Origin of the sequence: Nostoc sp. NMS2 (assembly GCF_017115105.1) — a bacterium.
GTDB lineage: Bacteria > Cyanobacteriota > Cyanobacteriia > Cyanobacteriales > Nostocaceae > Nostoc.
In genome coordinates, this window is the sequence record NZ_JABXKH010000137.1 from 25,828 (window position 1) to 39,780 (window position 13,953).

The 13,953-nt window shown below is 42.1% G+C and carries 13 protein-coding genes; 8 read left to right on the top strand and 5 right to left on the bottom strand.

Translation table 11 applies throughout. From position 1 onward, the window contains the following. Positions 1 to 126: 126 nt before the first annotated feature. From HWQ36_RS24640 to HWQ36_RS24655, 4 genes are all read left to right on the top strand, one after another. The gene (locus HWQ36_RS24640; RefSeq protein ID WP_292707548.1) at positions 127 to 486 is read left to right on the top strand and encodes a YciI family protein; all 360 of its coding nucleotides are present in this window, start codon (positions 127 to 129) and stop codon (positions 484 to 486) included. A 35-nt stretch (positions 487 to 521) separates the two neighbouring features. Further along, positions 522 to 965, top strand: coding sequence for a nuclear transport factor 2 family protein (locus tag HWQ36_RS24645; RefSeq protein ID WP_292707550.1), 444 nt, complete (start codon positions 522 to 524; stop codon positions 963 to 965). Positions 966 to 995: 30 nt separating this feature from the next. After that, a complete protein-coding gene (locus tag HWQ36_RS24650) occupies positions 996 to 1,406 on the top strand; it encodes a VOC family protein (protein ID WP_292707553.1) in 411 nt (136 codons plus the stop codon). A gap of 99 nt (positions 1,407 to 1,505) precedes the next feature. Beyond that, complete coding sequence (locus tag HWQ36_RS24655; RefSeq protein ID WP_292707556.1) at positions 1,506 to 1,913, top strand: VOC family protein; 408 nt, start codon at positions 1,506 to 1,508, stop codon at positions 1,911 to 1,913. Positions 1,914 to 1,969: 56 nt separating this feature from the next. Here HWQ36_RS24655 and HWQ36_RS24660 read toward each other — a convergent pair whose 3' ends face one another. Together HWQ36_RS24660 and HWQ36_RS24665 are read right to left on the bottom strand one after the other, a co-directional pair. Beyond that, the gene (locus tag HWQ36_RS24660; protein WP_292707559.1) at positions 1,970 to 2,110 is read right to left on the bottom strand and encodes a hypothetical protein; all 141 of its coding nucleotides are present in this window, start codon (positions 2,108 to 2,110) and stop codon (positions 1,970 to 1,972) included. An 83-nt stretch (positions 2,111 to 2,193) separates the two neighbouring features. Continuing rightward, positions 2,194 to 2,505 (bottom strand): Ig-like domain-containing protein, encoded by a 312-nt coding sequence (locus HWQ36_RS24665; protein WP_292707562.1) that lies wholly within the window; start codon positions 2,503 to 2,505, stop codon positions 2,194 to 2,196. Positions 2,506 to 3,428: 923 nt separating this feature from the next. Between HWQ36_RS24665 and rnhA the strand changes: the two genes are divergently transcribed. Next, positions 3,429 to 4,337, top strand: coding sequence for a ribonuclease HI (gene rnhA / locus HWQ36_RS24675; protein ID WP_292707568.1), 909 nt, complete (start codon positions 3,429 to 3,431; stop codon positions 4,335 to 4,337). A gap of 186 nt (positions 4,338 to 4,523) precedes the next feature. Here rnhA and cruG read toward each other — a convergent pair whose 3' ends face one another. Both cruG and cruF read right to left on the bottom strand, forming a co-directional pair. Beyond that, on the bottom strand, positions 4,524 to 5,744 hold the full coding sequence (gene cruG / locus HWQ36_RS24680; RefSeq protein WP_292707743.1) for a 2'-O-glycosyltransferase CruG: 1,221 nt from the start codon (positions 5,742 to 5,744) through the stop codon (positions 4,524 to 4,526). 188 nt (positions 5,745 to 5,932) lie between these two features. Then, positions 5,933 to 6,841: a gamma-carotene 1'-hydroxylase CruF gene (cruF, locus tag HWQ36_RS24685; RefSeq protein ID WP_292707571.1), complete on the bottom strand. Its 909-nt coding sequence runs from the start codon at positions 6,839 to 6,841 to the stop codon at positions 5,933 to 5,935. A gap of 416 nt (positions 6,842 to 7,257) precedes the next feature. Between cruF and HWQ36_RS24690 the strand changes: the two genes are divergently transcribed. The 3 genes from HWQ36_RS24690 to HWQ36_RS24700 all read left to right on the top strand — a co-directional run bounded on the left by HWQ36_RS24690 (position 7,258) and on the right by HWQ36_RS24700 (position 10,239). Further along, a complete protein-coding gene (locus tag HWQ36_RS24690) occupies positions 7,258 to 8,343 on the top strand; it encodes a spermidine/putrescine ABC transporter substrate-binding protein (protein ID WP_292707574.1) in 1,086 nt (361 codons plus the stop codon). A gap of 219 nt (positions 8,344 to 8,562) precedes the next feature. After that, complete coding sequence (locus tag HWQ36_RS24695) at positions 8,563 to 9,456, top strand: ABC transporter permease (RefSeq protein WP_292707576.1); 894 nt, start codon at positions 8,563 to 8,565, stop codon at positions 9,454 to 9,456. Between the two features lie 54 nt (positions 9,457 to 9,510). Next, positions 9,511 to 10,239 (top strand): Uma2 family endonuclease, encoded by a 729-nt coding sequence (locus HWQ36_RS24700; protein ID WP_292707578.1) that lies wholly within the window; start codon positions 9,511 to 9,513, stop codon positions 10,237 to 10,239. Between the two features lie 77 nt (positions 10,240 to 10,316). On the opposite strand, the gene HWQ36_RS24705 is transcribed toward HWQ36_RS24700, so the two are convergent. Beyond that, positions 10,317 to 13,910 (bottom strand): hybrid sensor histidine kinase/response regulator, encoded by a 3,594-nt coding sequence (locus HWQ36_RS24705; protein ID WP_292707581.1) that lies wholly within the window; start codon positions 13,908 to 13,910, stop codon positions 10,317 to 10,319. Between the last annotated feature and the right edge of the window lie 43 nt (positions 13,911 to 13,953).

The following is a 13,953-nucleotide window of genomic DNA, read 5'->3' on the forward strand; positions in this document are numbered from 1 at the left end:
AACAAGGGAGGTATACCCCAATCGTACTAAACGATCAAAATTTTTGGCTCCCGTGTCGATTTGAGTCAGCACCGTTCGATTTACTAAAGAAGGGAAGCAACAACGGGAAATAAAGGAGGCAACTCGATGAAATATTTGCTGCTGATTTACCTGGAGGAAAATGCCCTGAGCCAAACCGAGCGGGAAGACTGTTATGTAGAATCCGCGCAACTGGCACAACAACTCAACTCGAAGGGGCAGTATCTGGCGACCGCCCCTCTGCACTCTGTCGCAACTGCAACCAGTGTTCGGGTGCGCGACGGCAAATCGCTAGTGACTGATGGACCGTTCGCAGAAACCCGCGAACAATTGGGCGGTTTTTTTCTGATTAATGCTCAGGATCTCGATGAAGCGATCGCGATCGCTGCCCAGATTCCAGCAGTACAAGTTGGCACCGTCGAAATTCGACCTGTGATTGAAGTTGCGGGTTTGCCAGAGAATTCGTAACTGTACTCAACCTCAACCCAAAAGGAGAAATGACGATGACAACCAAAAGCACGATTACAGAAGAAGAAGTTCAGATTCGCCAACTGATTGCGGAGCAACAACGTGCCATCTGCACCAAGGATGTTGACCAAATTATGTCCCGCTATGCCACCGAGGTCATTGTCTTCGATGTTAAACCTCCCTTCCAAACCCAAGGGAAAGATGCTTGGGGTCAAGTTTGGTCAGAGTGTTTGCCTTATTTCCCGGACACCTTTGAGATAGAAACACGAGACCTCAAGATTACCGTCAGTGAAGACTTAGCGGTTGCACACTGGCTATTTCGCTTTACAGGAACTCAAGACCATCCAGCAATGCAGACGTGGATGCGCGTCACCTCTGTCTGCCAGAAAAATCAAGGCGAATGGCAGATATCACACGAACACCTCTCAGTTCCATTTGATCCAGAGACAAATCATGCTGTATTGACGCTAAACCCATAGCCCAACTAAAGTCACCTCTTGCAACATCCAATGAAAATCAATTCTTATCTCATGTTCAACGGCAACTGTGACGTAGCGTTCAAGTTCTATGAACACTGTCTTGGTGGCAAAATTGTTATGATGCTGACCCACAGAGATGCACCCTCAGCCGAGCATGTACCTGCTGGATGGCATGACAAAATCATGCACGTCTGCCTCGATCTGGGCGATCGCCTCTTGATGGGGTCTGACAGTCCGCCTGGGTATTTTGAAACACCCCAGGGCTTCTACGTGCAAATCAGCGTTGACGAGCCAGTCGAGGCAGAACGCATCTTTCATGCACTAGCAGAAAATGGAAAAGTGAAGATGCCGATCGAGCAAACCTTCTGGTCTGTCCGCTTTGGCATGTTGGTCGATCAATTCGGTATTCCGTGGATAGTCAACTGCCAGAAGACTGCTTGAATCGTCATTTTGGGGAGCGCTTACGGGTGTCTCCCTTAAAACTCAAACCTCAACCTTTTCGCCGATCCTTCACTGTACAATGATTCAAAAGGAGAATTTATGAGTACTCAAATTTTCGTCAATCTACCAGTCAAAAACCTTAATCAATCGATCCAGTTCTTTACTCAACTCGGCTTTGAGTTTAATCCTCAATTCACTGACGAAACTGCCACTTGTATGATTGTGTCCGAAAACATCTTCGTGATGCTTTTGACGCATGAGAAGTTTAAAACGTTTACTCCCAAAGAAATTTGTGATGCTACAAAAAGCACAGAAGTCCTTGTGTGTTTATCTTCTGATAGCCGAGAACAAGTCGATGAAATGGTTCGCCTTGCTGTCGCCGCCGGTGGAACAACCTATAATGAACCCCAAGATCACGGTTTTATGTATGGACATGGATTTGCTGACTTAGATGGCCACATTTGGGAAATTATCTATATGGAGCCAAACGCAATAAATCAAGGTTGAAAATGCGATGTTTAAGGAATTAACTCTTAAATTGGTCTGTACTAAACCCAGCTTTTTTATGCCATCCACTCAGTCCACTGTGGGGCATCTGTCACCAGTTGAGCAAACTTATCAGGGTAAGCATCCTCAAACTCCAGCATCACGCTGCAACGCTCATCACTCGTTAGTGTACTGAGTAATTCTTTAACTGACTCCACCCCATATTTAACCTGTTCAATCGCCAGCCGAGCCTAATATTTAACTCTATCCCACCAAGAATCACTGAGATTTTCATCTGTGTTCATACCTTACGATTATTACTTCCAGGCATCGCCACTCGCACAAGAGATGTCTGCGTTACTGTTTTCTCGCTATCACTAACCGCATAGATAACAGCATAATCACCCATTTGTCCTGGATTGGGTGTCCAAGTAAACCGTCCTGTCACCGCATCAAGTACCGCATCCAGAGGCAAATCAACGGCTGTGTAGGTGAGATTTGTGTTGTTATCTGGGTCAGTCCCAGCTACTATAAATTGGAGTGTTTCACCCAGAGCCACAGCATGGGGTGACACAGATATTGCAGGAGTGCGGTTCACGTTGGCAATACGCAAAGTAACATTGCGGATATCGCTAGCACCTTGGGCATCAGTTGCCGCAAATCTTAATATATATTCACCCGCTTGTTCATAATTGGGCTTCCAGGTAAATTGCCCTGTGCGCGGGTCAAAGGTAGGTCAGCGATCGCTAATTGTACTTCTTTGAGAATACCTTGTTCTCTTGGAGTAATGCCTGCACTCGCCCACCGAGCGATCGCCTCGGTACGGAATCTTTCTAATATTTCTAGTGTTAGTTGGTTAAAGTGTGGGGGATTGTCTACCTCAATAGGCTCACTTATAGTGCTGGTTTGCTGTTGAGTTATCTCAGCTTCTGCTGTCTTCAAAGATAGGCTCAATAAGCTAGGAGTGGCTTCATTTTTACTTAACAACCCAATTAATAGTGCATCACCTGTTACACCTGTAATTAGATCGAAGCTAGTGTTTGTGGTGTCACTTAAATTTGGTGTTAATGATAGAGGAACTAGGGCTACAGAAGACTGTTCTGCAAAAGCAGTTAAAGATAATGAAGTATTAATTGTAAAAAGGTCTGTGCTGGGAGAACCAACGGGTGATATCGAGGGATTGTTTGAAGTTATTCCGATTCCTTGACTTAACTTCAATGGATATCCAATCAAGGGTATTAGTTTTAAGCCTGTTTACGTTTCGTAAAATACCTGGGGTTTTTCGTACTAACTTACTTAGAATCCAAGGTAATATTGACATCTAGCACGCAAAAAGCGATCGCAACTTAGAAAACTTTATTGCTCAACACCCACTCAATAGCAAAAAATCATTTCTCGTCACAACAGCCTTTTTGTGGAGCGTTGTTGCTAGAGTGCTAGCAACTATAATAGCCAGGATATTCTTTACAAAAATTCGCCGCTAATTACTCTTGCCTTAGCGTCCTTAGCGTCCTTTGCGGTTCGATATCCTAAACTATGTCCACTCAACCCACAATCCAAAGCATATACACCGATGGTGCTTGCACCGGGAACCCTGGCCCTGGCGGTTGGGGAGTTGTCGTCTACTTTAGCGATGGCTCAATCCACGAAATGGGCGATGCATCGCCTCATACCACCAATAATAAAATGGAAATGCAAGCTGCGATCGCAGCCCTGCAATTTCTGCAAACATCTCAACAAGCCCAACCAATCACCCTCCATACCGATAGCGAATACCTGATTAACTGCGTAACCAAGTGGGTGAAAGGCTGGAAACAGAAAGGCTGGAAAAAGTCAGATGGTAAACCCGTCCAAAACCAAGAGCTTTTAGAAACTCTTGATGAACTCAATACCCAACAGATAAAATGGCAACACGTCAGGGGACATTCTGGTAACATAGGTAACGAACGTTGTGATGCGATCGCTCGCACTTATGCCAGTGGCAAAATCCCTTCCCTACAACAATTCACTCCCACAAATTTTTATAAATCTTTACCTTCCACAAATGAAATAAATGTAGCAAAAGTAGCTGATTATGAAAAAAACTCTCGAATAATTAACCAAAGTCCCCAAGAAATCAGTACTTCTGCACTAAAAATAACCGTTATGGAACCATCAACTGGGCCTACTGCGGCCGCTATCGATGAAAAACCGTCAGAAATGAGGGTTTCTCAACTCCGCAGCTTGGTCGAAACTTTGCGTATCGCTGACGAAATTTCAGAAAAAGGCTACTTAATCACCAGTTCTGAGTTAGCAGACTTGATGGATGTCCACGCCAGCGCTGTTACCAGTCGTGGAGATCAATGGCGCTGGCGAAACTGGATAGTGTCACGGGTACGCCGTGAAGGAAATCAAATTCTTTGGGAACTGGAACGCGGGGATCAAGTGGGAGGGGAAGAGGAGTGAGGGAGTGGGGGGATGAGGGGGATGAGGGAGCAGTGAGCAGGTGAGACAAGGGGGACAAGGGGGGCAAGGGGGACAAGGGGGACAAGGGGGAATTATTGAATAGTCTCTTCCTTGTCTCCCCCCTCTTCCTTGTCTCCCTTGTCTCTTCTTCATGCCCAATGCCCCTGCCCAATTCCCAATTCCCCACTATATATATTTGCGTCCTCGCCACTCGCGTGGCTTGTGGAACGCAGATAAGAAGATTCGCAGCACAGCTAGGGGATCGGCTAAAGGGGAAAGCCAGAATAACCAGCCGCCTTTAGCACTTTTGCGATCGTAGGAAGGTGCGATCGCAATTAGCATCGCAAAGCGAATCACCACTAAGAATAAATTCAGTCCCAGCAAGAGCAGTGGGGGAGTAGGTAGAGACGCGATTAATCGCGTCTGTGGGGGAGAAATTAATAAAAAACTGAGGACAATTAAAAGGGGTAGACCTTGAACGGATGTGAGTAGCCATAAATCTCCCCACAACTGCGAACGAGAAGTTGCATCTTTAAGATCGAGACTCCGCCCCCATTCCTTCCACGTCTCCATCGCCCCTTCATACATTCGTACTTTCAGCACCTTTGCGCCATCTAAAAAGCCCACTTTATACCCAAGAGTTGCAATATTTCGTGCCAAGGTGACATCATCACAAAAAGAACTACTCGCACTGCTGTAACCACCCACAGCAGCTAAAACGGAGCGACGACACAAAAAACACTGCCCATTTGCCATCACCCGTTCAGGCTGCTCTGCATTGATCCCAGCAGGGTCAAATCGGTAAAGTAAAGTCATCAACAAAGCTGGTTGTAGCCAGCATTCCCCTGGATATTTGAGGATAAACTGGGGCGAAAGAGAAACTAAGTCATAGCCTTGTGCTTCAGCTGTCCTCACTAAACCCGCAACCAAACCAGGATGTGGTTGAATATCAGCATCCAGCCCCAAAAACCACTGACTACCCTCAGAGCTATATAGAAAACCGTTATGCAACGCCCAAGGCCGCCCCACCCAACCAGAGGGTAAAGGATCATCTGTCATTACACGAAAGCGCGGATCTTTTTGCTGTGTGGCTTTTACTAAGTCGGGTGTACCATCACTGGAGTTGCTATCTACAACAAGAATTTCCCGAACTTCGTAGCTTTGCTGACTTAAACCAGCTAACAGAGGACTAATGCGAAGCGCTTCGTTCAGCGTGGGAACGACGACACTAACCTTACCTAAAAGCTCTGGCGTTGGCTGTTGCGGTTTTATTGGTGGCAGCCGTCTTGGCCCCTTTAACAGGCGCGAAAACAGAATCGCCGTTGCTGGTACTTGGATAAGTAGCAATAAAAAGGATATGGCGCTTTCTACTATTAAAACGTTGTCTACTGTTGTCAAAATACTTATCAATTATAAAGTGCGACTATACAAAATAAATGGGAATTGGGAATTGGGCACTTGTACTGAGCGACTTGTGCCGAGCGAAGTCGAGGTAAGTCGAAGTATTGGGAATTGGGGAAAGACTTACTGTAACTTCTCCTCTGCTCCCCCTGCCCCCTGCCCCCTTGCTTCTTCCCCATTCCCCAATCTCTAGGCTATTTCAAGGCAACTTCAACCTTTGCGACTGATACTTCTTGGCTTACTGGTTCAACAGCAACTTGAGTAGCTATGGTTGAACTCTTTAACCACAGCGCCACGGCGGGAACTACACCAAGCACTAAACCGAGCAATACAGGGATGGAGAACCCAGCAGCCAAACTTAATCCGGCGGCAAAGGCAAAGTTAGTTAAATAAACGACTAAGGGTAGATTGAGTTGCGATCGCTCTAATTTAATCGATGTGTTTCTCCACAACAAGCCTGCCATACTCATAAACAGGGCGCTAGTGCCAAACCAACCTGCATAATTCTGGTAAGGTGTGCCAAAGAAAGCACCTGGTTGTTCCCAATACCAAAAAGGCAGAGAAGTTTGACTCATAGCTGGCTCAAGGGCAAAATCCCAGCAAGTGAAGAGTAAAGCACCAACAGCTATAGCCGCAATATGGCGACCCCAACTGGGTTTTTGAGCCACTTTCAAACCAGTTCTTGCAATTAAATAAGACGACAGTCCAACATAGAACCAAGATAAAGGAATTGTGAAAGGAACTAGCCCTGCAATTTTATAACCCAAGCCACTCAAGTAGCTATAATCTCCAAATGGAAAACCTGTGCTGGTTCCCAGTAGTTCACTTCCCAAAGAGATAAACATAGCTGGCAGCATAAATGCTAGCCAAGTTCCCAATCCCAGCGTCCGGTAGGCATAAATAGAGACAGCTATTGTCCCCAAAATGATATCAACTACACCGCCGCCAGCCATACTTAGCTGTACGGCAGTTTCTCCAACCTGCGATAAGTTGAAAATTATTTCGGCATTAGGTACGACCAGTAGCATCCCTACCAGTCCGAAGGCTTTTGACACGATATGACCAATCAGGCATACGCGTTCAGCGATAACAAGTTGTCTCATGATAATTCCTTAACAAGATGTGACACGCGGCTACTCTGCTGCTAACAGTTTACAAATGTTTAACAACATATTTAAATACTTTGTGCCGCAATTCTCTACAAACTTGTTTGGCTTTCTTAGGAAGAGCATAACAGCCGATTGATTGAAGCTATAAGAAATATGATGATAAACCTACTAGTTTAAGCTATATATTCAAAATCTACATAATTCTATCTGCCAAAAATTCTGGTTTCTTGTCCTACTGATACCCGTATGATGCAAAATTCCTTCCATGTAGGATCTCGTTGAGTGAAGAAAACTATTATAAATTAACCAAGCTCTAAAGTGAAGAATGATACATTTATGCCAGAAAATTACACTAGGGAATACGAAGTATAACGTAATCTAGTAGTTGTCGATGAATAACTTCTAACTTAATGGCTAACAGACGGGGATTTTTAAAAGGGGTGGCAACACTTTCTAGCTTATCTTTAGCTGGTTGTGGCTGGAGACTGGCTGAAGTCCGTGCTAATTCTAATCCGAATGGTCAACGTGACCAACTTTATGTCTTTACCTGGACACAATATACTGACAACCAATTACTGAGAACTTTTAGCACCCAAACTGGCATGAAAGTGCTGGCGGATGTGTATGATTCCAATGATGTCATGCTGGCTAAGTTGCAAGCTGGAGGTGGTGGCATTTACAGCATCATCAACCCATCTGATTACATGGTGCAGAAGATGGTAGACAAAGGTTTGTTAACAGAGATAAATCACGATCGCTTAATCGGTTTAGAGAATTTATTTCCCCGGTTTCAGAATCCTAGTTATGACCCCAATAACCGATATAGTATCCCTTTTAACTGGGGGACAACAGGTTTGCTTTACAATTCCGAAAAAATCAAAGATGCACCACAAGACTGGGATTATCTGTGGCAGAATCAAGAAAAACTTAATCAACGGATGACCTTGCTTAATGATGTTCGAGAAGTCATGGGTGCAACGTTACGGATGCTAGGTTATTCTTACAACTCAAAAAACGAAAAAGAAATCAAACAAGCTTATGAAAAATTGAAGGTGCTAAAACCTGCGATCGCGCGTTTTGATACCGACGCTTGGCAAAATCAAATTCTGGCAGGAGATTTACTATTAGCAATGTGCTATTCAGCAGATGCAGTGAAAATTTCTCAAGAAAATCCTAAACTCAAATATGTGATTCCTCGCAGTGGTTCTTCATTATGGACAGACACTATTGTTATTCCGAAAACAGCCCCTAATTTAGCTGGAGCTTATGCTTGGATTAACATGATTCTGCAACCAGAATTAGCAGCCCAAATCAGTCAACGCCTGAGTATTTCTACGCCTAATATGGCTGGATTTGAGCAATTGCCAAAAACAATCCAAAACAATACTAATTTATTTCCCGCAGAATCACTTTTAGCAAACTGTGAACGTGTTACTCCTGTAGGAGACTTTGAAGAAGTTTACGATCGCTATTGGACTCAATTAACTAGCAGTTAAAATAGTTAAGTTGGTCGGCGCAATTAAATAACTGGCAAAGACTGTCATTTGTCACTTGTACTGAGCGACTTGTGCCGAGCCTGTCCTGAGCGTAGCCGAAGGGCGAAGTCGAGGTAAGTCGAAGTATTGGTCATTAGCAAGGGCTTTAAGCCTATTTACGTTTCGTTACATAGTTGGGTTTTTTCGCTCCAACTTACTTAGGAATTAGATTTATAAGTAATGAATGTTGAAAAAAATGGGATTTCTCAAATAGAAGAATTGCCTCGCCTGCGAGGAAATTGGCTGCAACCTTTGATATTACTTGCACCATCGGGGATTTGGTTATTACTTTTGTTGGTGCTGCCAGCTTTGATAATTTTCGAGTTAAGTTTAGTTGCAGACATCCGGCCGGGAGATTTGGTTAATCCCAACGGATTCCAAAACTACATCCGAATATTTGACCCCCTCTACTTACAAGTAATCGTGCGATCGCTATTTTTTGCGTTTGGCACTACAGTAATTTGTTTAATTTTAGGCTTCCCCGTCGCTTATTGGATTGCTCAGATAGCGCCACTACGTTGGCGGAATTTGCTGCTATTAGGCTTTGTTTTGCCTTTGTGGACTTCCTCGTTACTTCGCTCTTATGCTTGGATTACAATTCTTCGTCCTACTGGTTTATTGAACAGTTTACTCAGCACTTTCGGCTTGCCTACTTTGCAATTACTTAATCAGAGTCAAGCTGTATTTATTGGCATGAGTTACAGCTTGTTACCCTATATGGTTTTGATTTTATATGCTTCTCTCGAAAAGCTAGACAAGCGGTTGTTAGAAGCGGCGGCTGATTTAGGTGCAAATCCGGTGGAAACTTTTTGCCAAATAACCGTACCACAAATTTTGCCTGGAATTACGGCTGCTTCTATGCTTGTATTCATCACAGGCTTGGGAGATTTTGTCGATCCAGAATTACTTGGTGGTGCTTCTAGTATGACGGCAGCGCGGTTAGTTTATAACCAGTTTCTTGGAGCAACCCAAAATTGGGGATTTGGTTCCGCTTTAAGTATGACGTTAATTTTACTTGTTAGTATTGCGATCGCACTTTTAATTAAGTTTGGCGAACCTGCACCCAAACGCTAAACTTTTGGTCGCTCATTTATAATAAGGGCATCAAACGCCAGCGAGACAACGGTTATGCTCTCACCCGATCTCAAAAATGCGTTACCAACTACTGATGAACTTCCCTGTTCAGACGATACACCAGTGGATAACGAAGACCAAAACTTTTTGCCCAACATTTTACTATTCTTACTCAACTCCATTTGGGCAAATCGCCTGGATTGGTACTTTGGAGTAGATATGGGAGTGTATCACACCACGGGAGTAAATCCTAGAGTACCTGTAGTGCCGGATGCTTTTTTAAGTGTGGGAGTAGAACGGAAAAAGGGTGGTAAATCACGCAAAAGTTACGCGGTTTGGGAAGAAAATGGGATCGTTCCAATATTCACATTAGAAATGGTATCCCATACCCCAGGAGGTGAATACGACGAAAAACTAGATATATACAGAAAACTGGGTGTATTGTACTACGTAATTTATAACCCTGAATTTTGGCGACGCGACCAACATCAACCCTTTGAAGTGTATAAATTGATAGATGGAAGCTACCAGCTACAAATAGGTGAGCCTTATTTTATGCCAGAAGTGGGGTTAGGTATTGGGCGATACCAGGCTGTAATTGCCGGGATACAACAGCAGTTTTTATGTTGGTATGATGAGCAAGGAAACCGCTATTTGACAGATGCAGAACAGGCACAGCAGGAGCGATCGCGGGCTGAACAAGAGCGGCAAAGGGCTGAACAATTAGCGCAGTATTTACGTTCTCTAGGTGTAGATCCAAATAATCTACCTGGTAATCCGTAATTACGAATTACGTTAGCGAGTCTTTCCCCAAAGGGAAACACTAAGAGCGAACGAGTGGAATTACGAATTACGCATTTTTAATGATTTACCACCATGAGCAAATCATTTAAAACATCTGCATTACTGTTAATTAACCTCTTAATTGTAGAAAGAAACTCATTTTCTAAATAAGGCTTGGTCAAGTAAGCCTTTGCACCCAATTCTTGAGCAAGTTGGCGATGCTTTTCAGAACTGCGAGAAGTGAGAATCACTACAGGAATTTTTGCTAATTTGGGGTATTGGCGGAAATTGCCCAACAACTCAAAACCATTCATTCGCGGCATCTCTAAATCAGAGACGACAACTTGAATTTCAGGATGTAACTGCAACTTTTCTAGAGCTTCTACACCATTTTGAGCTTGGATTACCTGATAGCCAGATTTTTGCAGAGTCAGAGAGAGAGTTTGGCGGAGACTAATGGCATCATCTACTACTAAAACAACTTTTGGTGATTTATTATCTGGCTCTTGAGAATAACTGGGTTGAATTTCTATCGTTTTTGTGGAAGTAGATGCAAAAGTGTCTCCCGATATCGCCAAGGCTTTTTTATTTGAGGGAGAGGCTACTGATAGCGTTCTGATATCAAGTATTGTTTGTTCGATCTCGCTAGACTTGACCAGCAATGAAGCATCAATCACTAAGATGAGATTACCATTGGGTAAACTACTACAACCATAAACGTATTTTGGCGGTGCGATCGCATTTCCTAAAGGTCTGATGACCAGTTCTTGTTCACCAATTATTTGGTCAACTTCCAAAGCAAACATTCCCTGATTTCGTCGGAGCAAAAGCACCGGATTTTTACCTATGGTTGGGTCGTCAGTATTGGATGTGTTGTATGGAGCAGTATTCAAGAATGAATCATTATAATTAATCAATTTTGAAAGTTGACGGAGGCTGACCATAGTCTCATCATTGTCTGTGTTCCAATGCAAGACTTTTTGACCTTCAATTTCTTTAATCTGCTGCTCGGAGGGAATCAATATTTTTTCGATCCTCTCCAAAAGAAGGGCATAAACAACACCTTTGGCTTGAACTAGCATTAATTTTTCTGTAGTCATAGAAAAAGGAATTTTGAGTATGAATATTGTTCCTTGGTTGGGTAATGATTGAACTGAAATTGAGCCATTAAGTGCATTCATCTGAGTCCGCACAATATCTAACCCCATACCACGCCCAGAGATTTCAGTCACTTTACTAGCAGTAGAAAATCCAGGTGAAAATATCATGTCTAAAAGTTCAGGTTCTGCCAGATTAGAAGCATAGCTTCTAATTTTTTCTTCAGTTTGTATAGGATACAATTCAGCAGCTTTTCTGCGAATTCTGTCTAAATTCAATCCCTGACCATCATCCCGAACTTCGATAATAGTGTGGCTACCCTGATGATAGGCACAGATTTCGATTAGCCCTTGTTCTGGTTTCCCAAGCTCTCGGCGAAGTTGCGGAGCTTCAATCCCGTGGTCAAAAGCATTACGTACTAAATGTAATAAGGGATCGTAGAGTTTTTCTGCGATCGCTTTATCTACTAGTACTTCAGTACCAGTAAGTTTCAATTCTACAAGTTTGGCATAAACATTCCCAAACTTATTTACCATCTGGGGGAAACGATTTAGGATATTGCCCAAAGGCAACATTCGTGCATCTACTAAGCTCTCTATAATATTAAGAGTTAACTTCTCTTGTTTGTCACTAATTTGAGCAGCTTGTGTCACGAGCAATTCTAGAGATTCTGTGGTTTCTTGTAGTTGCAGCATCTCTTCTATTGCTTCATGCAATGTTATATGAAATTCTGTATACACATCCATTTCTAAAGAATCAAATTCCACTGCAAAATTTTGCGTTTGTTGTGAGGTAATATTTGGTATTTGTAATGGCAAATCACCTAATTCATTTAAAATTGTTTGGTGTCTAGTGATTTGCCGGATTAATTGATCAATGATTTCCTTAACTTGTTCATCTTGCAAACTACGTCTTTTTTGGTAAATCAGTAATTCTCCAGCTAAATAATTGAGGTGTTGCAATCTCTCTGTATCTACTCGAATAAATGAAGGTTGGCGAAAGTTTTTAGTTTGAATATACTGTGATTTATCTTCTATTTCTTTGTTGATTTGTGTAGCTAAATCAGGCATAATTTCAATAGCTTTTTCAGTAACAGCCTGCTCATTGAGACTTAATGAATCAACTTTTTCTGAATAATCATCATTTGAGATTGTCACCGCTTGCTCTATCAGGTTTTGGCTAACTTCTCCTCCCCATATTGTCTCTAGTAAATCATCAGTGGTTTGAGAAGATACAGATTTAGATATTTCTTTAAAAACTAACAGTGTTTGCAGTTTGGGAATATCAAGCCAATTTTTCTCTTTGGTAGTAACAGGAGGATAGTTTTTATATTCTTGTGCTAATCTATGAATTCTGTTTTGTAATATTTTAATGACTGAGATATAGCTTTCAGAACTTTTAACAGAATTCTGAAACTTTGTGACAGCAAATAAGATGATTAAAATTATCCCATGTCTATAAATACAAATACTTTGACTATCTTGTTCTTCTTGAACAAAATCAAGAAAATTTTTCAACCAATTTTCGATATAATCAAGTAGATTTTTTCTTCCTAATCTGGGAACAAGTAAATCAAAACTAAGCTCTACTTCTGGGATTTGTATCTCGTGATTAAACCAGCCAAAAACGTAACGAATTACTTTTAGATAAAACTTGGCGGTTGTTAGATTTACAGATTCATTTTTATTGTTAACCGATGTAGTGATAAACTGGTAAAATTGCTCTTCGTTAATAACCAATATGTCAGCAAATGAATTATTTTGTAATTTTTCAGACAACTTATTGTTTGTCACTATCGTGAATTTTTGCAAAGCTAGAGAAGTTTCTCCACCAGATGTGCGATCGCCTTCTATTACTAATTTTTGTGCTTGTTGTAAATCTGCAAGGGCAATTTCAGCGATTTGCTGTACCTGAGTAGGATTTGCTTGCAGTGCTGACAGAATTGTTTGGGAAATCTCTCCCAATCCAGGTAAATTTAGAGATTCTGCTAAACCGAGAAATACTTCAGCTTGGGACTGTAAGAATTCAATAAATTCATTATTATTTGGTGGATTGTTAACAGCTTCAGCAATACTGTTTAGACGTTGCTCTACTCCCACCTCAAAAACAGACTGGACAATATCAAATCCCAATTCCTCAGACGTGGGAATATGAGCCTCATCACCAAATGCATCACCTAGCTTTTCTTGTAACTGCGAAAACACTGAAGTTGCCCGATTGAGTAGCTCTTCATCATTCACAGTGCCGATTAACTCAGTATTCAATGCTATACTAAGACACTCATAAGCTTGTAATAAAAGTGTTTGGAGTTCCGTATCAATTACTACATTTGGGTTGTATAAAGCCTTAAATACATCTTCTAAAAAATGGGCTATCATCTTAATCACTTCTAGCCCAACATTAGCAGCGCCACCTTTAAGTGTATGAGTAGCCCGCATTAAGTTATGAACTTTAGCAATGCTATAACCTTCCGATAGGCTAAATATTTCTTGTTCAATAATCTGTACTAATTCTGGGGCTTCAGCTAGAAAGTAGATATATCCTTGTTCGCGGATTTCGTTATCTGTGATCATATTTTAGATTTTAGATTTTGGATTTTGGATTTGTTGCGTAAAG

Coding starts and splice junctions, on each gene's coding strand:
- HWQ36_RS24640 (WP_292707548.1), top strand. CDS start 127: ATGAAATATTTGCTGCTGATTTACCTGGAGGAAAATGCCCTGAGCCAA.
- HWQ36_RS24645 (WP_292707550.1), top strand. CDS start 522: ATGACAACCAAAAGCACGATTACAGAAGAAGAAGTTCAGATTCGCCAA.
- HWQ36_RS24650 (WP_292707553.1), top strand. CDS start 996: ATGAAAATCAATTCTTATCTCATGTTCAACGGCAACTGTGACGTAGCG.
- HWQ36_RS24655 (WP_292707556.1), top strand. CDS start 1,506: ATGAGTACTCAAATTTTCGTCAATCTACCAGTCAAAAACCTTAATCAA.
- rnhA (WP_292707568.1), top strand. CDS start 3,429: ATGTCCACTCAACCCACAATCCAAAGCATATACACCGATGGTGCTTGC.
- cruF (WP_292707571.1), bottom strand. CDS start 6,841: ATGAGACAACTTGTTATCGCTGAACGCGTATGCCTGATTGGTCATATC.
- HWQ36_RS24690 (WP_292707574.1), top strand. CDS start 7,258: ATGGCTAACAGACGGGGATTTTTAAAAGGGGTGGCAACACTTTCTAGC.
- HWQ36_RS24695 (WP_292707576.1), top strand. CDS start 8,563: ATGAATGTTGAAAAAAATGGGATTTCTCAAATAGAAGAATTGCCTCGC.
- HWQ36_RS24700 (WP_292707578.1), top strand. CDS start 9,511: ATGCTCTCACCCGATCTCAAAAATGCGTTACCAACTACTGATGAACTT.
- HWQ36_RS24705 (WP_292707581.1), bottom strand. CDS start 13,910: ATGATCACAGATAACGAAATCCGCGAACAAGGATATATCTACTTTCTA.